Genomic DNA, 21,603 nt, shown 5'->3' on the forward strand with positions numbered 1-21,603 from the left:
AACCGTTTCTCCTGCCGATACGTCAAGTTGAGGGAGACGAGGGAACGATGCTTCACCATCCAGCCCCAGGGCACCGCCGACGGCGTTCCGATGGCGTACAAACTCCGCTCTCCCGCTTGCCCGACCCTTTCGCTCCACCCCTAGACTGAACTTCCAGCAGGTGGCTACACGCTCGAAAGGCGCCCCCGTGTCCATCGGCAACTCCCCCGAAGCAGACCGGCCTTCCGTCGGTGCTGCCCTCCAGAAGGCCCGTATCGGAGCGGGACTGACCGTCGAAGAGGTCAGTACGACGACACGGGTGCGTATCCCCATCGTGCACGCGATCGAGCAGGACGACTTCTCCCGCTGTGGCGGCGACGTCTACGCCCGGGGGCATATCCGGGCGCTCGCCCGCGCCGTATCCCTCGATCCCCGACCGCTGATCGACCAATTCGACGCCGAGCACGGCGGGCGGCCCGCGCCGACGCCCGCCGCACCGCTCTTCGAAGCCGAACGGATCCGTTCCGAGCCCCGCCGCCCCAATTGGACCGCGGCGATGGTCGCGGCGATCGTCGCCGTGGTCGGCTTCGCCGGCTTCACCTTCTTCACCAGCGGTGACAAGAGCGACCGCGGCTCGATGGCGGCCGACTCCCACGCGAAGCCCGCGCCGGCGCCCACCCGCCACCCCTCGACGATCAAGCCGCCCATCCACCCCGAGCCCTCCGACAGTGCGGTCGCCGGACTGCCGAAGGACAAGGTCACGATCAAGGTCACCGCCCGCGACGGGCAGAGCTGGGTCTCGGCCAAGGACGCCAGCGGCAAACTGCTGGAGGACAGCCTGCTCAAGAAGGGCGAGTCCAAGACGATCACCAACAAGAAGCGGATCGACCTGGTCCTCGGCAATGCCCGAGTCGTACAGCTGTACGTCAACGGCAAGGAGGTCAAGGAGATCGGCAACAAGGGTCCCGTGGAGCGGCTCAGCTACACGCCGGGGGACCCTCAGGCGGGCTGAACGCCGCCGTGAGGGCATTCGCCGACCGGTCCGGGGCACCCGGAACCGGCGGCGGAGACCTGCGCGCCGAGGTGGTGGCCGGGACAAAGTAGGCTGATGCCTATGCCCGAACGCCGTACCGTCGCCCTAGTCACTCTTGGCTGCGCCCGTAACGAGGTGGACTCGGAGGAGCTCGCAGGCCGCCTGGCAGCGGACGGCTGGGACCTCGTCGAGGAAGCCGCCGATGCCGATGTCGCCGTCGTCAACACCTGTGGCTTCGTCGAGGCCGCAAAGAAGGACTCCGTCGATGCCCTGCTGGAAGCCAACGATCTGAAGGATCATGGCAGAACCCAGGCCGTGGTGGCCGTCGGCTGCATGGCCGAGCGCTACGGCAAGGAACTCGCCGAGGCGCTGCCCGAGGCCGACGGCGTGCTCGGCTTCGACGACTACAGCAATATCTCCGACCGCCTGCAGACCATCCTGAACGGCGGCATCCACGCCGCGCACACCCCGCGCGACCGCCGCAAGCTGCTGCCGATCAGCCCGTCCGAGCGCCAGGGCTCGGCCGATGTCGCACTGCCCGGCCACGCCCAGGACACCCCGCCCGAGGATCTGCCGGAGGGCATCGCGCCCGCCTCCGGGCCGCGCGCGCCGCTGCGCCGCCGGCTCGGCAGCAGCCCCGTGGCCTCTGTGAAGCTGGCCTCCGGCTGCGACCGGCGCTGCTCGTTCTGCGCCATTCCCTCCTTCCGCGGCTCCTTCATCTCGCGGCGGCCCTCCGATGTGCTCGGTGAGACGCGCTGGCTGGCCGGGGAGGGCGTCAAAGAGATCATGCTGGTCTCCGAGAACAACACCTCCTACGGCAAGGACCTCGGCGACATCCGGCTGCTGGAGACGCTGCTGCCGGAGCTGGCGGCCGTCGACGGCATCGAGCGGATCCGGGTCAGCTATCTGCAGCCGGCCGAGATGCGTCCGGGGCTGATCGATGTCCTGACCGGCACCGACAAGGTCGCGCCCTACTTCGATCTGTCCTTCCAGCACTCGGCGCCCGGTGTGCTGCGGGCGATGCGGCGCTTCGGCGGCACCGACAGCTTCCTGGAGCTGCTGGAGACCATCCGCACGAAGGCGCCGCAGGCCGGGGCCCGCTCCAACTTCATCGTGGGCTTCCCCGGGGAGAGCGAGAGCGATCTCGCGGAGCTGGAGCGCTTCATCACCGAGGCCCGGCTGGATGCCATCGGCATCTTCGGCTACTCCGACGAGGACGGCACCGAGGCCGCCTCCTACGAGGACAAGGTCGATCCGGATGTGGTCGCCGAGCGGCTGGCGCGGATGTCGCGGCTGGCCGAGGAGCTGACCGCGCAGCGCGCCGAGGAGCGGGTCGGCGAGACGGTGCGGGTGCTGGTCGACCGGATCGACGACGAGGACGGCATCGTCGGGCGGGCCGCGCACCAGGCGCCGGAGACCGATGGTGTCACCCTGCTGTCGACCGACCAGGAACTGGAGCCCGGTCGTATGGTCGAAGCAAAGGTGGTGGCGAGCGAGGGCGTGGACCTCGTCGCCGAGGTGCTGTCGGTGGAGGGCACGGGGTGTACCGAGGAGGCGGCCAGATGAGCGGAGTCCCGGCTTCCGCAGCTGGCGGCCCGCGCACGGCGCCGGTCATCCAGCAGGCCGGGCTGTGGAACATCGCCAACCTCCTGACGATGCTGCGGCTGGTGCTGGTCCCGGCGTTCGTGCTGCTGCTGATGCACGACAACGGAACGGACCGGGCCTGGCGCGCCTTCGCCTGGGCCGCCTTCGCCGTCGCCATGATCACCGATGTCTTCGACGGGCATCTGGCGCGCACGTACAACCTGGTCACCGACTTCGGCAAGATCGCGGACCCGATCGCGGACAAGGCGATCATGGGCGCGGCGCTGATCTGCCTGTCGGTGCTGGGCGATCTGTCGTGGTGGGTGACCGGCGTGATCCTCTTCCGGGAGCTCGGCATCACGCTGATGCGGTTCTGGGTGATCAAGCACGGAGTCATTCCGGCCAGCCGGGGCGGCAAAATCAAGACATTGGCACAGGGCACCGCGGTGGGCATGTACGTCCTGGTGCTCACCGGCCCCCTGGCGACCTTCCGCTGGTGGGTGATGGCGGTGGCCGTCGCACTGACCGTGGTCACCGGTCTCGACTACATCCGGCAGGCCGTGGTGCTGCGCCGGGCCGGGCTGGCCCGGGAGCGGGCCGAGAGGGCCGAGAGGGACCCGGCCCGGTGAGCGGGCCGGGTTCTGCCGCGGCCGGGGCGCTGGAGCTGCTCGCCGGGCGTCGGCAGAGCCTGGCGGTGGCCGAATCCCTGACCGGCGGACTGGTGGCGGGCGCACTGACCGCCGTCCCCGGGGCCTCGCGGGTCGTCCGTGGCTCGGTCACGGCGTACGCCACCGACCTCAAGCGGGACCTGCTGGGTGTGGACGGCGCTCTGCTGGCCGCGCGCGGGGCCGTGGACGGCGAGGTCGCGCGGCAGATGGCGAGCGGTGTGCGGCGGGTACTGGGTGCCGACTGGGGCATCGCCACCACGGGTGTGGCCGGCCCCGATCCTCAGGACGGATATCCGGTGGGCACCGTTTTCGTGGCGGTCCAAGGACCGGACGGTGCCGGGGAGGTGCGGCGGCTGGATCTGGACGGCGATCGTGACCGGATCCGCCAGGACACCATTCACGCCGTGCTCGCAATGTTGTTGAGCGAACTGACAGAAAATACGCGGGCACAGGATACGGAACAACACGGGGGGAATGGATGTTTGCAGCCCTGAGTGAACACGTACTTGCACCCCGCACGCCTACAGCCCGAGGCGGTACGGTGGGGCGAGAAGGATCCGGATCCGAGGTCCGAGGAGGGAGCCAGCGATGATTCTGCTTCGTCGCCTGCTGGGTGACGTGCTGCGCCGACAGCGTCAGCGCCAGGGCCGAACCCTGCGCGAGGTCTCTTCCTCCGCCCGGGTATCGCTCGGCTATTTGTCCGAGGTGGAGAGGGGGCAGAAGGAGGCTTCCTCCGAGCTGCTCTCGTCGATCTGTGACGCGTTGGATGTGCGCATGTCCGAGCTTATGCGGGAGGTCAGCGATGAGCTGGCGCTCGCCGAGCTGGCAGCGTCCGCGGCCGCGAGCGACCCGGTGCCCGCACCGGTGCGGCCGAAGCTCAATTCGGTGTCCGTCACGTCCCTGGCCGGTGTGCCGGAGGAACGCGTGACCATCAAGTCCCCGGCCGACGTAGTGGATGTCGTCGCGGCCTGACACCCCTGTTCGTACGCATCGGAGCCCCGGTGGGCAGCAGCCCGCCGGGGCTCTGTGCTGCCCGGGTGCGGGCGGGCGTGCGAGGCGGGCCGGTGCGCGGGCAGGCGCTCGGCCGGACGTCCGGGCCGCTCGGAACGGGCGATTCATTTGTACGATGGCTAAATCGGATAAATCGCCTGAAATGGGAGTGTCTGGATGTCTGTCGTCAAGAGCACACTGTCCGACGCGGATCGCAGCGTCGTCGGCACCGCTCTGCAAGGAGCACTCGTCGACCTGGTGGACCTCTCCCTCGTCGCGAAGCAGGTGCACTGGAACGTCGTCGGTCCCCGCTTCCGCTCCGTGCACCTTCAGCTCGACGAGGTGGTCGCCACCGCGCGGCAGCATGCCGACACGGTGGCCGAGCGGGCGTCCGCGCTCGGGGTGTCACCCGACGGGCGGGCCGCCACCGTCGCCAAGACCAGCGGCATCAGCGAGATCACGGACGGCTGGATCAAGGACGTCGATGTGGTGCGGGCGATGGTGGACGGGCTGAGCGCGGTCATCGGCCGGATGCGCGAGCGGATCGCCGCCACCGCGGACCCGGACCCGGTCAGCCAGGACATCTTCATCGGCCTGACCGCCGATCTGGAGAAGCACCACTGGATGTTCCAGGCCGAGTCCCACTGACGAACCGCGGCGCCCGCTGAAGGGCAGGGTCCGGGGCATGACTTCCAGGTCTGCGGTGACCGTTGCGGGGCTCGCGGCGTCGAGGTCCGTTCCGGGGCTCGCGGGGCCGTCTGCACGCCGGAAATGCCCCGGTGCGCTCTCCCGCCGGGCGGCGGGACCCGTCTAGCGTCGGCCGGAGGAGGCAGCCATGGGGTGGCGTGACGTCACGGCCCGCGGGCCGGCCGGCCGGCTCCAGGTCCGCGGCTGGGCCGATCGGCGTCCCCGGGCCGTACCGGGGCGCTGGATATCCGGGGCGGTCGTCGGGGTTCTGTGGTGGTGGGCCGCGGTCCGGCTGGTGGTGTGGCCGCAGTCGGCGGGGGTGGTCGAGGGGGTCGTGGCGCTGGGCGGCTGGGGGCTCAGCCTGCTGCCGGTGCACTGTGTTCCGCGGACGGACCGCACCGGCGGCGGCTGTCGTCGTGCCGTGGTCCGGGCGGTGCGGGGGTTTCGCGGGGTGCGGAGGGCGTGTGGGGCGGTGCTCACCAAGGCATGGCGACGCCGCCGTTCGGGCGGAGGATCTGGCCGGTCATGAAGGACGAGGCGTCCGACGCCAGATGCAGCACGGTGTGAGCGATGTCCTCCGGCTCTCCCACCCTCCCCAGCGGTGACATCCGGACCATCGGTCCCTCTGCCTGCTGCTGCGCCTCCGCGGTGTGGCGCTCGGTCATGGCCGTACGGATCCAGCCCGGGGCGACGGCATTGACGCGGATGCCGTGCCGGCCGACCTCCGTGGCCAGGGTCTTGGTGAGCTGGACTACGGCGGCCTTCGCGGCGCCGTAGCAGAGCAGGCCGGGTGCGCCGGTGTCGATCGCGCCGGAAGCCATGTTCACCAGGGAGCCAGGGGTGGCGGTGGCGATCATGGCGCGGGCCGCCTCCTGGCAGCCGTACAGCACGCCCTTGAAGTTGGTGTTCCACACCCGGTCCAGATCCGCGTCCTCGGTCTCCAGGACGGCGCAGGAGTACATGATCCCGGCGATGTTCGCCATCACATCGAGGCGGCCGGTGGTGCTGCGGGCGGCGTCGACGACGGCGGCGATCTCGTCGCGCCGGGTGACATCGAGGTGGTGGGCGTGCGCCGAGCCGCCCGCCGCGGTGATCGCCGCCGCGGTCGCCTCGACGCCCTGATCGTCGAGGTCCGCGCAGTGCACGGTGGCTCCGGCCTCGGCGAGGAGGGCGGCGGTGGCGCGGCCGATACCGCTCGCCGCTCCGGTGACGATCGCGGTGCGGCCCGTGAGGTCGTACGCCGTGAAGGGCATGGGGCGAGGGTAAGGAGGTTGCTGACGGGGCGTCAATTGGTGCGGCGGAATGCGAGGGGGCTCAGTCCGCGGGCCGGGCGTCCGGCCGGTCGGGCTGGCAGGCGGGGCACCAGTACGTGACGCGTTCCTCGGCGGCGGGGTCCTGGTCGGCGGTGCGGATCCCGGTGCCGCAGCGCAGACAGGGGCGGCCGGCCCGGCCGTAGACCCACAGCCGGCGGTCGGGGCGGGCTCCGCCGCTGCCCTCCAACGGGTGTGGGCGGTAACCCCAGGGGGTGGTGGCACGGGCGGGGCGGTGCTTGTTGGCCTCCAGGAGCTTCTTGGCGAGTGCGGGCATGCGCTCCGGGTGGGGCAGCCGTCCCACGGGGAGCCAGGGGGAGGCGCGCAGCAGAAAGCACAGCTCGGACTTGTAGACATTGCCGATGCCGGCGAGATTGCGCTGGTCGAGCAGGGCCTCGGCGAGGGGCCTCTCCGGGGCGGAGAGCAGCCGGCCGAGGGCCTGTGCCGGGTCCCAGTCGGGGCCGAGGAGATCGGGGCCCAGGTGGCCGACGACCCGGGACTCGTCGGTGGTGCGCAGCAGATCGAGCACGGGGAGGCGGTAGCCGACCGCGGTGTGGTCCGCGGTGCCGAGGATCGCCCTGATCTGGTGGGCGGGGCCGCCGCGCCAGCGCTCGGCCGGGGCGTAGATCTTCCATGCGCCGTCCATCCGCAGATGGGAGTGCAGGGTGAGGCCGCCCTCGAAGCGGGTGAGGAGGTGCTTGCCGCGGGGCACCACGTCCAGCACCTCGCGGCCGGTCAGATCCACCGTCGCGAGCCGGGGTACCCGCAGGTCGCAGCGGGTCAGCGGGCGGCCGGCCAGCGCTTCGCGGAGCCGCTGGGCCACGCGCCAGACGGTGTCACCTTCGGGCATGTCACCATCATGCCGGGCGGGTGCACGCGGGCGGGACCCCTGGCGCCGGGGGGCGGTCGCCGCCTCCCGTCACCCCCGCAGCCGCAGCCCCCTCGGGGTCGGGTGGAAGCCGGCGGACTCCAGGGTGGTGGCGTAGGGGGAGGTGAGCGCGGAGGTGCCGTTGATGCGTTCGGTGGTGATGGTGCCCAGGGCGCCGGCGCGGGCGGCATCCGTGAGCGCCTCGACGGCCAGCTGGAGACGGGCGTCCATGGGCGCCGGAGCCGGGTCGTCGCCGAGCGGCCAGATGAGCAGGGTCTTGCCGCCGCGCTCCATGTAGAGCGTCAGTTCGCCGTCGACGAGGACGACGAGGGAGCCCGCCTTGCGGCCGGGTTTGTGGGTCGAGTCCTCGGGCGGCTCGGGCCAGGACAGGGCGGCGCCGTAGGCATTCGCCGGGTCGGCGGCGGCCAGGACGACGGCGCGCTGCGGGCCGCCGCGCCGGGACTGCGCCGGGCCGCCGTCCGGCAGGGCGTCATCGGCGGTGCGCTCCCGCTGGGTGCTGACCGCGCGCAGCCGGTCCACCGCGCCGTCCATCGCGAACTGGGCGGCGCCCAGCCCCTCCACCACATAGCCGCGGCGGGCCTGGCCGGACTCCTCGAAGGCGGCCAGTACGCGGTATGCGGCGGAGAAGCCGCCCTCGACGCCCTCGGCGGCGACCGCGCCGCGGGTGACGATGCCGTGCCGGTCCAGGAGCGTTCGGGCCAGGGCGTGGGCGCGGTGGGTGGGGTCCGGCTCGGCGGCGGGCAGCAGGGACCAGCGGCCGCCCACGGTCGGTGGGCCGGAGCGGGAGGCGGTGGGGCGGCCGCTGCGGCCCGTGGCCGCCGCGGTCAGCGTGCCGTATCTGCCCCGGGGGACGGTCCGGCGGGCGCGGTGGGCGGTCGAGCCGGCCGTACGGCCCGAGCCGAGGAGGGCGCGCAGCGGGGCCAGGGTGTCATTGGTCAGCCGGCCCGACCAGGCCAGGTCCCACAGGGCGTCGGCCAGTTGGGGGTCGGTGGCATCGGGGTGGGTGGTGGCGCGGACCTGGTCGGCGAGCTGGCGGAAGAAGAGGCCGTATCCGGGGGCGAGGGCGGTCAGCAAGGACTCGTGCAGCGCGGTCAACTCCAGTGGGAGCGGCTGCGGGAGCAGGAGCGGGGCGGAGTCGGCGAGATGGAGGGAGACCCAGCCGTCCTTGCCGGGGAGCGCACCGGCGCCGGCCCACAACACCTCGCCGGTGGTGGTGAGTTCGTCGAGCAGGGCCGGGGTGTAGCCGCCGACCCGGGAGGGCAGCACCAGCTTCTCCAGGGCGGAGGCGGGCACGGGGGCGCCCTGGAGCTGCTCGATGGCGCGCACCAGACCGTCGATACCGCGCAGGCTGTGCGACGAACCGCCGAGCGGTGCCGGCACCCCGCTCGGCGGAGCCGGCCGGGGGGCGCTGATGTGCTGCCACTGGGGGAGGAAGGCGGCGAGCGCGGCGGGCGGCACCGGCTCCAGCTCCTCGCGCAGCGCGGCGAGCGAGCGGCGGCGCAGCCTGCGCAACACCTGGGCGTCGCACCACTCCTGGCCGATGCCCGCGGGGTGGAACTCCCCCTGGACGACCCGGCCGGCCGCGGCGAGGAGATGCAGCGCGCCGTCGGTGACGGCCGTGCCGAGGCCGAAGCGGGCGGCCGCCTGCTCGGAGGTGAACGGGCCGTGGGTACGGGCGTAGCGGGACAGCAGATCGCCCAGCGGGTCCTTGACCGGTTCCGTGAACGACTCCGGGACGCCGACCGGCAGCGCCGTGCCCAGGGCGTCGCGGAGCCGGCCGGCGTCCTCGACGGCGACCCAGTGATCGGTGCCGGCGATGCGCACCGAGAGGGCACGGCGGGCGGCGGCCAGCTCCCTGGGCCAGGCCGGATCCGCGCCGCGCTCGACCAGTTCGGCGTCGGTCAGCGGCCCCAGCAGCCGCAGCACGTCGGCGACGCCCTCGACGTCCTTGACCCGCCGGTCGTCCGTGCGCCACTGCAGCTCCCGCTCCAGCTCCGCCAGCACCTCGGCATCCAGCAGCTCGCGCAGCTCGGCCTGGCCCAGCAGCTCGGCCAGCAGCCGGGAGTCCAGGGAGAGGGCGGCGGCGCGGCGCTCGGCGAGCGGGGAGTCGCCCTCGTACAGGAACTGGGCGACATAGCCGAACAGCAGCGAGCGGGCGAACGGGGACGCCTCGGGGGTGGTGACCTCCACGAGGCGGACCCGGCGGGCCTCGATGTCCCCCATCAGCTCCGTCAGACCCGGTACGTCGAAGACGTCCTGAAGGCATTCGCGGACGGCTTCCAGCACGATCGGGAACGAGCCGAACTCGCTCGCCACCTGGAGGAGCTGGGCGGCGCGCTGACGCTGCTGCCACAGCGGGGTGCGCTTGCCGGGGCTGCGCCGCGGCAGCAGCAGGGCACGGGCGGCGCACTCCCGGAACCGGGAGGCGAACAGCGCGGACCCGCCGACCTGGTCCGTGACGATCTGGTCGACCTCGCCGTGCTCGAAGGCGACATCGGCCGCCCCCACGGGGGACTGCTCGGGGTCGTACTCCGTGCCGCGGGCGCCCAGGCCCGGATCGGCGGCCGGGTCGAAGCCGCCGTCGCCGTCCAGGAGGTCGAGGCCCATCAGATCGGCGTCGGGCAGCCGCAGCACAATGCCGTCGTCGGCATGCATCACCTGGGCGTCCATGCCGTAGCGCTCGGCGAGACGGGCGCCGAGGGCCAGCGCCCACGGGGCGTGGACCTGGGCGCCGAAGGGGGAGTGGATGACCACCCGCCAGTCGCCGAGCTCGTCCCGGAACCGCTCCACGACGATCGTGCGGTCATCGGGGACATGGCCGCAGGCCTGCTTCTGCTCGGCGAGGTAGCTCAGCACATTGGACGCCGCCCAGTCGTCCAGCCCGGCGGCGGACAGCCGGGACCGGGCGTCCTCCGGGCCGAGCGCGCCGAGCTCGCGGAGGAACGCGCCCAGCGCGCGGCCCAGTTCGAGGGGGCGGCCCAGCTGGTCGCCCTTCCAGAAAGGCAGCCGTCCCGGTACGCCGGGGGCGGGGGTGACCAGCACCCGGTCGCGGGTGATGTCCTCGATGCGCCAGGACGTCGTGCCGAGGGTGAAGACATCGCCGACGCGGGACTCGTAGACCATCTCCTCGTCGAGCTCGCCCACCCGGCGGCCACCGCCGCCCTTGCCGGAGTCGCCGCCCGCCAGGAACACCCCGAACAGGCCGCGGTCGGGGATCGTGCCGCCGGAGGTGACGGCCAGCCGCTGGGCGCCGGGGCGGCCCGTGACGGTGTGCGCGACGCGGTCCCACACCAGGCGCGGGCGCAGCTCGGCGAAGGCGTCGGAGGGGTAGCGGCCGGCGAGCATGTCCAGCACGGCCGTGAACGCCGACTCGGGAAGCCCGGCGAACGGGGCGGCCCGCCGGACGACGGCCAGCAGCTCCTCGACGTCCCAGGTGTCCATCGCGGACATGGCGACGAGCTGCTGGGCGAGGACGTCCAGTGGATTGGCCGGCACCCGCAGCGCCTCGATGGCGCCCGAGCGCATCCGCTCGGTGACCACGGCGGCCTGCACCAGATCGCCGCGGTACTTGGGGAAGACGACGCCCGTCGAGACCGCGCCGACCTGATGCCCGGCCCGGCCGACCCGCTGCAGCCCGGAGGCGACCGACGGCGGCGACTCCACCTGGACGACCAGGTCGACCGCGCCCATGTCGATGCCCAGCTCCAGACTGGAGGTGGCGACCACGGCCGGCAGCCGGCCCGCCTTCAAGTCCTCCTCCACCTGGGCGCGTTGCTCCTTCGAGACGGAGCCGTGGTGGGCGCGGGCCAGCAGCGCAGGGGCGCCCTTGGCGGCCCCGGACCCGCCCATCAGCTCCGCGGGGGAGTGGTGCTCGGGCAGCTCCGTGACGGATCCGCCCGGATCGGGTTCGGCGCCCATGGAGCGTTCGTAGGCGATCTCGTTGAGTCGGTTGCACAGCCGCTCCGCCAGCCGGCGGGAGTTGGCGAAGACGATCGTGGAGCGATGAGCCTGGACGAGATCGGCGATCTTCTCCTCGACCTGCGGCCAGATGGACGGCTTCTCGCCGGTGTCGCCCTCCTGGACCGGCGAGCCGCCCAGCTCGCCCATGTCCTCCACCGGGACGACCACCGAGAGGTCGAAGCGCTTCCCCGAAGGCGGCTGGACGATCTCCACCCGGCGCCGCGGCGACAGATAGCGCGCCACCTCCTCCACCGGCCGCACCGTCGCGGACAGCCCGATCCGGCGGGCCGGGCGGTCCAGCAGCTCGTCCAGCCGCTCCAGGGACAACGCCAGATGCGCACCGCGCTTCGTGCCGGCCACGGCGTGGACCTCGTCCACGATCACCGTCTCGACGCCCGCCAGTGCCTCCCGGGCCGAGGACGTCAGCATCAGGAACAGCGACTCGGGGGTCGTGATCAGGATGTCCGGCGGGCGGTTGGCGATCGAGCGGCGCTCGGCGGGCGAGGTGTCCCCGGAGCGGATGGCGACCTTGATGTCCGGCTCCGGCTGCCCGAGACGGACCGACTCCTGCCGGATGCCCGTCAGCGGACTGCGCAGATTGCGCTCGACGTCGACGGCCAGCGCCTTCATCGGAGAGACGTACAGCACCCGGCAGCGCTTCTTCGGCTCGGCGGGCGGGGGAGTGCTCGCCAGCGCGTCCAGGGACGCGAGGAAGGCGGCGAGGGTCTTGCCGGAGCCCGTCGGCGCCACCACCAGGACGTCCGAGCCCGCGCCGATCGCCCGCCAGGCCCCCTCCTGCGCGGCGGTGGGCGCGCTGAACGCCCCGGCGAACCATCCGCGGGTCGCGGGGGAGAAGGAGTCGAGCGCTGCCGTGGCCATGTCCTCCATCGTGCACCGGACCACTGACAACGCGGACGCCGCCCGCTGCGCCGCAGGCCGCGGGCCGGGGATTCCCGGCCGTCCACGCAGTGGACGTGCGGGCCGGCGGCCGTCCGGCGGACGCAGAATGGGGGCATGGTCACGGTCGGTGGACAGAGCGCGGCCGACGGCGTGCCCGGTGCGGGCGCCACGCCGCGGGCCGGCGGTGAGTGGGCGCGCCACTGGCGCTACGCCGGGCTGCCCGGCCTCGATCTGCTGCGCGCCCGTTACGTCCGCCACTCCTTCCCCCGCCATGCGCACGACGGCTATGTCCTCTGCGCGGTCACCTCGGGTGTCGAGGAGGTGGGGCTCCGGCAGGGCACCGTCCGGGCCGGTCACGGCGGCATCATCATGCTCAACCCGGAGGTGGCGCACACCGCGCGGGCGGGTGTGCCCGAGGGCTGGACCTACGCCACGCTCTACCCGTCCTCCGAGGTCGTCGCCGAGATAGCCGGGGAGACCACGGCGCTGCGCGGGACCGCGGGATTCGACGAGACGGTCGCCGAGGACCCGCACCTCGGCCGTCTGATCACCGAGATCCACCGGGCCGCCGAGGCCGGCAACGCCCTCGCGGCCGACAGCCTGCTGCGGATCGTCGTCGCCCGGCTGCTGCGCCGCTACGGAGGCCCGCTCCCGGCGCGTACGCCCCGCAGCGCGGGCGCCCGGACCGCCGCCCGCGCCCGGACCGTCCTGGAGGAGCGGATGGCCGACCCGCCGTCCCTGGAGAAGCTGGCGCAGGAGCTCGGGACCAGCGCGTTTCCGCTGCTGCGGGCCTTCCGCGGCGCCTACGGCATGCCACCGCACACCTGGCTCACCGACGCCCGGGTACGCCGGGCCCGCAGGCTTCTGGAAACGGGCAGCGCACCCGCCGAGGCGGCAGTCGCCGTCGGCTTCACCGACCAGCCGCACCTGAACCGGCACTTCACCCGGATCGTCGGGGTGCCGCCCGGCGCGTACCGCAGGGAGCGCTCGGCCCGGACAGGTCCTTCGGATCCCTCCGGGCCGCACGGCGCAAGAACGTACAAGACCAACGAGGCCGCGGGCTCCTAAGGTCCGGGGTGTGGCAGAACAGACAGAGATACGCACCACGGAGCGGGCCGCCGCGCCGGCGGCACCGCCCGCGAAACCCGACTCCGCCGTCATCAGGGACGCACTCGGCGTCGGCGTCGCCGTCGGCCTCTCCGGATTCGCCTTCGGCGTGACCTCGGCCGGCGCCGGGCTCGGCCTGCTGCAGACCTGTGCACTGAGCCTGCTGGTGTTCACCGGAGCCTCGCAGTTCGCCCTGGTCGGCGCGCTGGCGGCGGGCGGCAACCCGCTCACCGCCGCGGCTGGCGCCTTCTTCCTGGGCGCCCGCAACGCCTTCTACGGGCTGCGGCTGTCCGCCGTCCTCGGCTACCGGGCGCGGGTCAAGCCCTTCGCCGCCCACTGGGTCATCGACGAGACCTCCGCCGTCACGCTGGCCCAGCCCGACCGGCGCAGCGCCCGGCTGGGCTTCACCGTCACGGGGCTGACCCTCTACGTCCTGTGGAACCTCACCACCCTCGTCGGTGCCCTGGGCGCCGGGGCGCTCGGCGACACCGCCGCCTGGGGGCTGGACGCGGCCGGACCCGCGGTCTTCCTGGCGCTGCTCGCGCCGATGCTCAAGGACACCGTCGAGCGGGTCGCGGCAGGCCTCGCCGTGGTGCTGGTCATGGTCACGCTGCCCCTGCTGCCCACCGGCGTGCCCGTACTGGTCGCCGCGCTCGCCGCACCCGCCGTCCTCCTCGTGCAGGGGCGACGGGAGCGGGCGGCGCAGGCGCCGGGGACGGCGCGGCCCGGCACCGGCCGGGCCGCCGCCGCCGGGCCGCCCGCCTCCCAGGACGGGACCGCGGAACTCCGCAACGCCATCGAGGAGGACCGGGCATGACCGTCTGGATTGCGATCGCCGTCACCGCTGTCGGCTGCTACCTGGTCAAGTACCTCGGCCTCTCGGCGCCCGCCGGTGTACTGGAGCGCCCGCTCGTCAAGCGGCTGGCCGCACTGCTGCCGGTCGCCCTGCTGGCCGCGCTCACCGCCCAGCAGACCTTCAGCGACGGCCGGCACCTGATGCTCGACGCCAAGGCCGCGGGGGTGGCCGCCGCGGCCGTCGCGCTCGTGCTGCGGGCGCCGTTCCTGCTGGTCGTCGGCGTCGCCGTGGTCGTCACGGCAGGGGTGAGGGCCCTGGGAGGGTGACACTCAGACGAGGCGGCGCCCGTACGTCCGCAGGGTCAGCAGCGCCTTGAGCGTCACCATCGGGCGGCTCTCCAGCGCCGTCCCGGGCGCCCACACCCGCCAGTTGACCGGCCAGCCGCCGTCCTCCTGCTGGAGCGCGGCGAGATGGTCCAGCGCCCGGTCCATCTCCTCGTCGGTGAACCAGTCGCGGGCGAGCGAGCCGGGCGCGGGGGCGAAGTCGTACGCCAGGTGATGCTCCCCGGGGGCGTACCCCTGCGCCACCGGGACGTCCGCGGCCCGCTCCGGATCCAGCAGCACCAGTTGCCGGTCCCGGACGAGCCGGCCGAGCCGCTGCGCCGCCGCGGTGGCCCGTGGCCGGTCCGGGGCGCCGTCCAGGAAGGCCACCGCCGCCTCGACCTCGTACGGATGGGTCTGCGTCAGTGATTCCACGGCCGCCCAGCAGTAGTCGGTGGCCCGGAACAGCCAGGCGTGCCAGACCTCGTTGCGGTGCAGCACCCCCACCACGGGACCGGTGGCCAGTAGTGCGCTCGGCGGGTCGTCGACCACCGGGATCCAGGGGGCGGCCGGATAGCCGCGCTGTGAGGGGGTCATCGCGGGCAGCGCGCCCTGAGGGGTGGAGATCTTCGTCAGATAGCGGCAGATCCTTTCCACCTGGCGGCCGTCGCAGCGCCCGATCAGATCGAGGACCTTCAGGGCGTGGGCGGTGTGCAGCGGCTGGCTGACCGGGCCGCGAAGATCGGGCTCCAGGGCGTGGCCGAAGCCGTCGTCGTCATTGCGGTACGCGGCGAGCGCGGTCTCGACCGGGTCGGCCCCGCCGCCGAGGAAGTGGTACGCGAAAAGCCGCTGTTCGAGCACCCGCGCCGTCAGCCAGACGAAGCGCTCGGCACGCGCCAGAGGGGTCGAAGGAGGACTTACGTTTTCGGCCATGGGCTGACCGTAGGGCGGAAATCCCCCGGCGGGACCGGCTCGCGCACCGCTGCCCCCCAGGGCGGGATACTGAAGGCATGTGGTTGACGGATCTTGCGGCGGCGCACGCCGAAGTCTCGTCAACGGCGGGCCGCGGTACGCACCGCGCGGGTGGTCCGCTGCGCGCGGGCCGCCGCCCGGCGGTGCGACGTCACAACAGAGAGGCGGGGCCGAGGTGGCGCTAGGCGCTGTCCGCGATGTTGCCGCCTCGGGAGGCCGGGCGGTCCTGGTCCGCCGCGAGCCGGGCGGACGCCGCGTGGAACGCCTCGAGTCCCGCCGCGAGGCGGGCGACATCGGCGGGTTCCATGCGGTCAAGGGTGGCCGTGACCTCCCGGCTGCGTGCCACGCGGTACTGCTCCAGCAGCACCCGGCCGCGCAGGCTCAGCCGCAGCTCGACCTCCCGCCGGCTGGTCGCGCTGGGGCCCCGTTCCGCCAGGCCCATCGCCTCCAGGCGGTCGCAGAGTCTGCTGACCGCCGGTGGCCGCGAGCCGAGCGCTTCGGCCAGGGTGCGCAGATTTGTGCCTTCGTGTTGCTCGATCACCAGGAGTGCGCGCAGCTGGGAGAGCGAGACCTCCGCCGAGTGTGCCGCTTCCTGCCCGCGTCCCCACAGCACCTCGAGCAGCTCCGAAGCGGCAAGCGCCGCCGCGCTCGCGCGCTCGTGGGAATGGGGCCGACCGGTGGAACGGGACACACGAACACTCTGTCACCCTGTGCGTCCCGTTGTCAGACCGACCCTGCCCTCGACCCCGGACGAAGGGTGTCCGCCACACCATGACTCAACGCCTCGAAGTGGAAACAGCGCTGCGTGCCGCGGCACCGCATGCGCTGGTCGACGCCCTGAGGGACGTCCTCGCCACCGCCTACCGGGCCACCTCGGTACGGCTGTTCCTGACGGACTACGGCGGGACCGTGCTCAGGGCGTGCGACTCCTCGGGGGGCGACGAGGTCTCGCTGCCCGTCTCCGGCAGCCCGGAGGGGCGGGCATTGGGGAGCCAGGAGCCCCGCGAGCAGCAGGTGCCGCACGGGGACGCCATCGACCACCATCTTCCGGTAACGGTGCGTGGCGACCGGATCGGCATTCTGACGGTCAGGCTCCCGGGCGACCGCTCCACACCGGAAGTGCTCGACGATCTCCGGTACGTGGCGGACCTGCTCGGCCGCGAGATCCTCGTCGCCGAGCGCGACACGGACGTCTACCAGCGGGCGCGCCGGATCAGTCGCCTCACCCTGGCCGCGGAGATGCAGTGGCAGCTGCTGCCCGCGCGGGCGTACGCCGACGAGAGGCTCGCCCTCGGGGCCCAACTGGAGCCCGCCTACGCCGTGCACGGTGACAACTTCGACTGGGCCCTGGACGCCGACGCGCTGACGCTCACCGTCACCAACGGCATGGGGGAGGGCATCGAGGCCTCGCTCCTCACCCACCTTGCCGTCAACGCCCTGCGCAACGCCCGCCGGGCCGGCGTCGGCCTCGCGGACCAGGCGGCACTGGCCGACCGGGCCGTCTACGACCACTACCGGGGCGCGGCCCATGTGTCGACGCTGCTGCTGCGCATCGAACTCGCGACGGGGCGGACGGAAGTCATCGACGCGGGGTCGCCGCAGATGTGGCGGATGCGAGGGAAGCCGGTCGAGCGCCTCCCTCTCGATGCCCAGCTGCCCCTGGGCATGTTCGAGGAGTCCCATTACGTGCCACAGGAGTTCACGGTCGCGCCGGGGGATCGGCTGATCTTCGTGAGCGACGGGGTGTACGAGACGCTCTCGCCACTGGGGGAGAGGTATGCCGAGCGGGCGCTCGCCCGGGCGATCCACGCCACGAGTCTGCTGCCGGCGGCCATGGCGCCGCGTGCCCTCCTGCGTGATGTGGCCGAATACCGTGATGCGGAGTCCCTGGATGACTCCTTGGTGCTCTGTCTTGACTGGTTCGGCGACGGTCGATGATGCAGGCAGATCATTGTGGGCCTCTCCGCCGGGGCAACGGCCGACGGCGGTGGACCGGCCTTCCGCCGGTCGTGCCTGGATACGCGGCGACCGGTGCGACGCGGGGAGGCGACCGTACGGATTCGGATGCCGGGCCGGGCGCGGCCGCCGGTGGGTGAAGAGCGGGCCCGCGGGTACCAGCCCTTGATCGTGCTCGCTAACATTTGCCGGGCGACAACTGTTAACGGTGTGCGGGCCGGCCCGTCCGCAACCGCAGGGCGAACCGGCCCGAGGCAGTCACCCGGGCCCGCCGGACCGAAAGGACGATGAGTTGGGATCCGCAGAGGTTGCCGCACGCGAGCGCGTCACGAGCGTGCTGCGCGAAGAGGCCGATGAGATCTCGGACCGTTGGGTGCAGTTGCAGCTGGCGCAGCCGACGCTGGACGGGGACGTGAGCGAGGCCGAGCTGGGTGAGGAAGCCGATGCCCTGGTCAGCGCCCTGCTCTCCGGCCTGGACCGCGGCTTGCCGGTGGAACACGTGGTCAGTTCCCACGAGGAGATACACCGAGCCGTTTCCGAAATCTCCCTGCGACGTGCCCGCAGGGGGGTCTCGCCCACCGCGACGTCGCTGGCGGTGATGTCACTGAAAGAGGCCCTGCTGAAGGCCGTCCAGCGGCACACCCGCGACGGGGAGGACCTCTTCCACAGTGCGGTGCTGATCAACCGCCTGCTGGACAGCGCCGGCGCCCTCTCCTTCGAGATCTTCGTGGAGGGCCGGGAAGAAATCATCCGCCGGCAGAGCCAGCAGCTGCTGGAGGTCTCCACCCCGGTCGTCCGGCTGTGGCGTCAGGTGCTGGCCGTCCCTCTGATCGGCACCCTCGACACCGCACGCACCCAGGTGGTGATGGAAAATCTGCTCCAGGCCATCCAGGAGCACGAGGCGCTGGTCGCCATCGTCGACATCACCGGTGTGCCCACCGTCGACACCGCCGTCGCCCAGCATCTGATGCACACGGTCAATGCGGTACGTCTCATGGGCGCGGACTGCATCATCAGCGGAATCCGGCCGCCGATCGCCCAGACGATCGCCCAGCTCGGCATCGATCTGTCGACCATCATGACCCGGGCCACCCTTGCGGACGCCCTGGGAGAGGCCGTGAAGCTCACCGACGCGGCGCCGTCCAACTCCGCCCCCCTGGCACAGCGGTGAACGTCCCCGCATCGGCCGGCGTGCCGATCCTGCGACTGGGCGACGTCCTGGTCACCGGGCTCCTCAACGAACTCGACGACAAAACAGCCGTGGCTTTCACCGATGAGCTCACCGCGCGCATCACCAGCGACCGCGCACGGGGGGTGCTCATCGACATTTCCCGGCTGGAAATCGTCGATTCCTTCGTGGCCCGTACTTTGATGGAGCTGACCACCATGGCGCGGCTGCTGGGTGCCCGGGTGATCGTTGCCGGGATGCGGCCGCCGGTCGCCATCACCCTGGTCGAGCTGGGACTGCAGCTGACCGGGGTGGAAACGGCGCTCAACGCCGAGCAAGGCATGGCCGCGCTGGGCTGGCATCAGAGCCGGCAGCCTTCCGAAGGGGTCCTGCGTGAGTTCCGCACGGAGTAGTGACCACGCGGTGGGCCTGGCTACGGCCGCTCGACACGTCGCCGACGCGGAGTGCCACACGTCGGTGCACCAGGTGCGGACCGAGGAAGACCTGCTGACCGTCCGGCACGCCGTGCGGGCGGCCACCCTGCGGGTCGGCTTCAGCATCGTCGACCAGACGCGGGTGGTCACCGCCGCCAGTGAGCTGGCACGTAACGCCTATATCCACGGCGGAGGGGGCACCGTGACCATCGACTGCCTCATGTCGCGTGGAACCGCGGGGCTCCGTCTGACGATCACCGACGACGGTCCCGGCATCGCGGATGTCGGCGCCGCGCTGACCGACGGCTTCACCACCGGCACGGGGCTCGGCCACGGCCTGGGCGGCGCCCGGCGGCTGATGGACGACTTCGAACTTCACTCGGCTCCGGGGCAGGGCACCACCGTCGTCGCCGCGCGTTGGGCGAGTCGTTGACGCTCCCCCAGCCGACGGCACATATCGCCGTGGACCACTACAGCGCCGTGCATCTGGCCGCCGAAACAGCCCGGTCGGTCGCCGGGCAGTGCCGGCTGCCGGGCGCGCTGCCGGACCGGGCCGCGGTCATCGCCTCGGAATTGGCCAGCAATCTGGCCAATCACGCGGCCGGCGGGGCGCTGTTCATCCAGCCCCTGCCCCTGGGCGGCGGCATGGAGATCGTTGCCGCGGACCACGGGCCCGGCATCGGCGAACTGCAGCAGTGCCTCGCTGACGGCTACACCACCAACAACACTCTCGGCGCCGGTCTGGGAGCCGTGAAACGGATAGCCACCACCCTCACCATCCGCACACAGCCCGGGGCCGGAACCCTCGTCTGCGCCCGTCTCACCACGCCCGACGAGACGGCGTCGGCCGACCAGGAGGCAGGCGCCCTCTGCGTGGCGGCGGACCGTGAACAGACCAGCGGCGACGCGTGCGCCATCGTCGATCACGGCCCCGCGCGCACCGCACTCGTCGTGGACGGCCTCGGCCACGGGCCGCACGCCGCCGAGGCCGCCCAAGTGGCTCTGCGGTCCTTCCATCGCGGGCCGGACAGCCCACTGCCCGAGCTCCTCACCGGCCTCCACCGGGCACTTCGCCGCACCCGCGGCGCGGCCGTCGGCCTGCTGCGCCTGCACCCCGGACGGGCGGAGTACTGCGGTGTCGGCAACGTACGCGTCCTGCTGCTGACCCCGCTCGACCTGCGCCACCGCCTGAGTGGCCAGCCGGGGATTGCCGGACTGAACATGACGCCACCGCATGTGCGGGCCTTCCCCGTACCGCCCGGTGGCACGGTACTGCTGCATTCCGACGGCATCGACCACCGCTGGGCCCAGGCGCCCTCGCCCTTTGTGCACCGCCTGCCGCCGTCACTGCTCGTCGCGTCCCTCGTCCACAACCACCGCCTCCCACGCGACGATGCGACCGTGCTCGCCGCCCGTCCGAGCCAGAGACTTTCGTGACCCCCCACACCTTCCACGACCTGCCGTCCCTCCGCCGCGCCGTACGGCGGATCTGCGCGGCGCACCGGCTTCCCTCCCGGACCGGAGGGCGCCTGGTGCGCTCCGTGGCCGAGGCGGCCGGCGCCGCCCTGGGTGCCGACGGCCCCGTCCGCCTCGACGCCGCCGAGCAGACCGATCCGGGCGGCACCACGCTGCTGGCCGTCACCCTGTACGCCGGACAGCCGCCGGCGCCGCTGAGCACGGCCCGCCTCCCGCTGCCGGGTCGGGCCACGCCCGACGGCGGTCTCGCCTGGCTCCTGCCCCTCGGCGAGGGACCGGAGCCCGAACCTCCGGCTTCCCCGCCCGCCACCCGCGGCGGCGCACCCGTCCAGGACCGGACGGAGGCGGAGACCGCCGAGGCGCACGCGACACAGATCGCGGCGCTCGAAGGCGATCTCGCCGCCGCGCTCTCCCGGGTGGAGACCCTCACCACGGAACTGCACCGCCTCAAGGACGAACTCGCCGAGACCAACAGCGGCGTGCTCGCCCTCTACGTCCAGCTGGACGAGCGCGACGAACAACTACGACGGGCCCACGGCCAGATCCTGCGTGAGCTGGAGGACGCACTACGTCCCTCGCCGATCACCGTCGAAGGCCTGGAGTTCGCCGTCCACTACGAGCCGGCCGACACCGATGCGCCCACGGGGGGCGACTTCTACGACTGGCTCTGCCTCCCCGACGGCACCGTGCACATCACCGTCGTCGATGCGCTGGGACACGGTGTGCGCAGCACCCGCAGCGCCCTCAACGTCACCCATGCCGTGCGCACCCTGGCGCTCGAAGGCCACCCGCTCGAATCCATCGTGGCCCGCACCCACGACATCCTCGCCCCGTTCGATCCGGAGATCATGGCGACGGTGCTGCTCGCCCGTATCAACCCCGAAACCGGCGAACTCCGCCTGGCCAACGGCAGCCATCCGCCGGCCCTGCTGCTGCGTGCCGACGGGACCTCCGACTACCTGGAGATCCGCGGCCGGGGTATCGGGTTCCCGCTGCCGGGGAGCGAGTCGGTGCTGGAGGACACGCTGCACGAGGGCGATCTCCTGGTGCTCTACACCGACGGTCTGACCGAGAGCCGACGAGACCCCATCGAAGGCGAGGCGCGACTCGTCAAGAGCGCCCGGGCCCATGCCGGCCGGCCGGTTGACGAAATCCCCGGCGCCGTCGCAGACGACATGCACACCGTCATCCTGCACTCCGACGACACCCTTGCCCTCGCCGTCCGCCGAGCCCGGCGGGACGCCCCGCGGGCGGGGGCGGACGCGACCGGGTGACCGGCCGCCGGTCCCCGTCCGGCCCCGCCCACGGGGCGCCGGGCGCAGGCGGCCTCCGGGGTCGTGGCGCGTCCGGACGGTACCGGCCACGAGGGCACAC

General features: G+C 72.7%; 20 protein-coding genes. 15 read left to right on the top strand and 5 right to left on the bottom strand.

Features of this window, described 5'->3' with window-relative positions:
• Window positions 1-187: 187 nt before the first annotated feature.
• From ACGFWI_RS30425 to ACGFWI_RS30450, 6 genes are all read left to right on the top strand, one after another.
• Complete coding sequence (locus ACGFWI_RS30425; protein ID WP_393909258.1) at window positions 188-991, top strand: helix-turn-helix domain-containing protein; 804 nt, start codon at window positions 188-190, stop codon at window positions 989-991.
• A gap of 102 nt (window positions 992-1,093) precedes the next feature.
• A complete protein-coding gene (gene rimO, locus ACGFWI_RS30430; RefSeq protein ID WP_393909259.1) occupies window positions 1,094-2,578 on the top strand; it encodes a 30S ribosomal protein S12 methylthiotransferase RimO in 1,485 nt (494 codons plus the stop codon).
• On the top strand, window positions 2,575-3,225 hold the full coding sequence (gene pgsA, locus ACGFWI_RS30435) for a CDP-diacylglycerol--glycerol-3-phosphate 3-phosphatidyltransferase (RefSeq protein ID WP_393909260.1): 651 nt from the start codon (window positions 2,575-2,577) through the stop codon (window positions 3,223-3,225). Before rimO ends, pgsA begins: the two co-directional genes overlap by 4 nt.
• Complete coding sequence (locus ACGFWI_RS30440) at window positions 3,222-3,758, top strand: CinA family protein (protein ID WP_393909261.1); 537 nt, start codon at window positions 3,222-3,224, stop codon at window positions 3,756-3,758. Before pgsA ends, ACGFWI_RS30440 begins: the two co-directional genes overlap by 4 nt.
• Window positions 3,759-3,852: 94 nt before the next feature.
• The gene (locus tag ACGFWI_RS30445; RefSeq protein WP_086720541.1) at window positions 3,853-4,236 is read left to right on the top strand and encodes a helix-turn-helix domain-containing protein; all 384 of its coding nucleotides are present in this window, start codon (window positions 3,853-3,855) and stop codon (window positions 4,234-4,236) included.
• Window positions 4,237-4,431: 195 nt separating this feature from the next.
• Window positions 4,432-4,902 (top strand): Dps family protein, encoded by a 471-nt coding sequence (locus ACGFWI_RS30450; protein ID WP_393909262.1) that lies wholly within the window; start codon window positions 4,432-4,434, stop codon window positions 4,900-4,902.
• 515 nt (window positions 4,903-5,417) lie between these two features.
• Here the strand turns inward: ACGFWI_RS30450 and ACGFWI_RS30455 are convergent.
• The 3 genes from ACGFWI_RS30455 to ACGFWI_RS30465 form a co-directional block, all read right to left on the bottom strand.
• Complete coding sequence (locus ACGFWI_RS30455; RefSeq protein WP_393909263.1) at window positions 5,418-6,194, bottom strand: SDR family NAD(P)-dependent oxidoreductase; 777 nt, start codon at window positions 6,192-6,194, stop codon at window positions 5,418-5,420.
• Window positions 6,195-6,255: 61 nt separating this feature from the next.
• Window positions 6,256-7,101: an Fpg/Nei family DNA glycosylase gene (locus tag ACGFWI_RS30460; protein ID WP_393909264.1), complete on the bottom strand. Its 846-nt coding sequence runs from the start codon at window positions 7,099-7,101 to the stop codon at window positions 6,256-6,258.
• 69 nt (window positions 7,102-7,170) lie between these two features.
• Window positions 7,171-11,979 carry a DEAD/DEAH box helicase gene (locus tag ACGFWI_RS30465; RefSeq protein ID WP_393909265.1) on the bottom strand — a complete coding sequence of 1,603 codons (4,809 nt, stop codon included), beginning with the start codon at window positions 11,977-11,979 and terminating at the stop codon, window positions 7,171-7,173.
• 135 nt (window positions 11,980-12,114) lie between these two features.
• Here ACGFWI_RS30465 and ACGFWI_RS30470 point away from each other — a divergent pair, with 135 nt between their 5' ends.
• The 3 genes from ACGFWI_RS30470 to ACGFWI_RS30480 are packed head-to-tail and all read left to right on the top strand — an operon-like array spanning window position 12,115 to window position 14,229.
• Entirely contained in the window at window positions 12,115-13,068 is a 954-nt protein-coding gene (locus ACGFWI_RS30470; protein ID WP_393909266.1) for an AraC family transcriptional regulator, read from the top strand.
• A gap of 10 nt (window positions 13,069-13,078) precedes the next feature.
• Entirely contained in the window at window positions 13,079-13,924 is an 846-nt protein-coding gene (locus ACGFWI_RS30475) for an AzlC family ABC transporter permease (RefSeq protein ID WP_393909267.1), read from the top strand.
• Complete coding sequence (locus tag ACGFWI_RS30480; protein WP_393909268.1) at window positions 13,921-14,229, top strand: AzlD domain-containing protein; 309 nt, start codon at window positions 13,921-13,923, stop codon at window positions 14,227-14,229. Before ACGFWI_RS30475 ends, ACGFWI_RS30480 begins: the two co-directional genes overlap by 4 nt.
• A 3-nt stretch (window positions 14,230-14,232) precedes the next feature.
• Here the strand turns inward: ACGFWI_RS30480 and ACGFWI_RS30485 are convergent, their stop codons facing one another.
• A complete protein-coding gene (locus ACGFWI_RS30485) occupies window positions 14,233-15,156 on the bottom strand; it encodes a hypothetical protein (protein WP_393909269.1) in 924 nt (307 codons plus the stop codon).
• A gap of 220 nt (window positions 15,157-15,376) precedes the next feature.
• Window positions 15,377-15,886: a MarR family winged helix-turn-helix transcriptional regulator gene (locus tag ACGFWI_RS30490; protein WP_393909270.1), complete on the bottom strand. Its 510-nt coding sequence runs from the start codon at window positions 15,884-15,886 to the stop codon at window positions 15,377-15,379.
• An 80-nt stretch (window positions 15,887-15,966) separates the two neighbouring features.
• Between ACGFWI_RS30490 and ACGFWI_RS30495 the strand changes: the two genes are divergently transcribed.
• From ACGFWI_RS30495 to ACGFWI_RS30520, 6 genes are all read left to right on the top strand, one after another.
• The gene (locus ACGFWI_RS30495) at window positions 15,967-17,133 is read left to right on the top strand and encodes a PP2C family protein-serine/threonine phosphatase (RefSeq protein ID WP_393909271.1); all 1,167 of its coding nucleotides are present in this window, start codon (window positions 15,967-15,969) and stop codon (window positions 17,131-17,133) included.
• A gap of 310 nt (window positions 17,134-17,443) precedes the next feature.
• Entirely contained in the window at window positions 17,444-18,322 is an 879-nt protein-coding gene (locus ACGFWI_RS30500; RefSeq protein WP_393909272.1) for an STAS domain-containing protein, read from the top strand.
• Window positions 18,319-18,732 carry an STAS domain-containing protein gene (locus tag ACGFWI_RS30505; protein ID WP_393909273.1) on the top strand — a complete coding sequence of 138 codons (414 nt, stop codon included), beginning with the start codon at window positions 18,319-18,321 and terminating at the stop codon, window positions 18,730-18,732. The genes ACGFWI_RS30500 and ACGFWI_RS30505 overlap by 4 nt, the downstream gene beginning before the upstream one ends.
• A gap of 16 nt (window positions 18,733-18,748) precedes the next feature.
• Window positions 18,749-19,186: an ATP-binding protein gene (locus ACGFWI_RS30510; RefSeq protein ID WP_393909349.1), complete on the top strand. Its 438-nt coding sequence runs from the start codon at window positions 18,749-18,751 to the stop codon at window positions 19,184-19,186.
• Window positions 19,183-20,190, top strand: a complete 1,008-nt coding sequence (locus ACGFWI_RS30515) for a SpoIIE family protein phosphatase (RefSeq protein WP_393909274.1) — start codon at window positions 19,183-19,185, stop codon at window positions 20,188-20,190. Before ACGFWI_RS30510 ends, ACGFWI_RS30515 begins: the two co-directional genes overlap by 4 nt.
• Window positions 20,187-21,503 carry a PP2C family protein-serine/threonine phosphatase gene (locus ACGFWI_RS30520; RefSeq protein ID WP_393909275.1) on the top strand — a complete coding sequence of 439 codons (1,317 nt, stop codon included), beginning with the start codon at window positions 20,187-20,189 and terminating at the stop codon, window positions 21,501-21,503. Before ACGFWI_RS30515 ends, ACGFWI_RS30520 begins: the two co-directional genes overlap by 4 nt.
• Window positions 21,504-21,603 lie beyond the last annotated feature (100 nt).

The sequence above is a fragment of the Streptomyces sp. NPDC048434 genome, assembly GCF_043200375.1.
Lineage (GTDB): Bacteria > Actinomycetota > Actinomycetes > Streptomycetales > Streptomycetaceae > Streptomyces.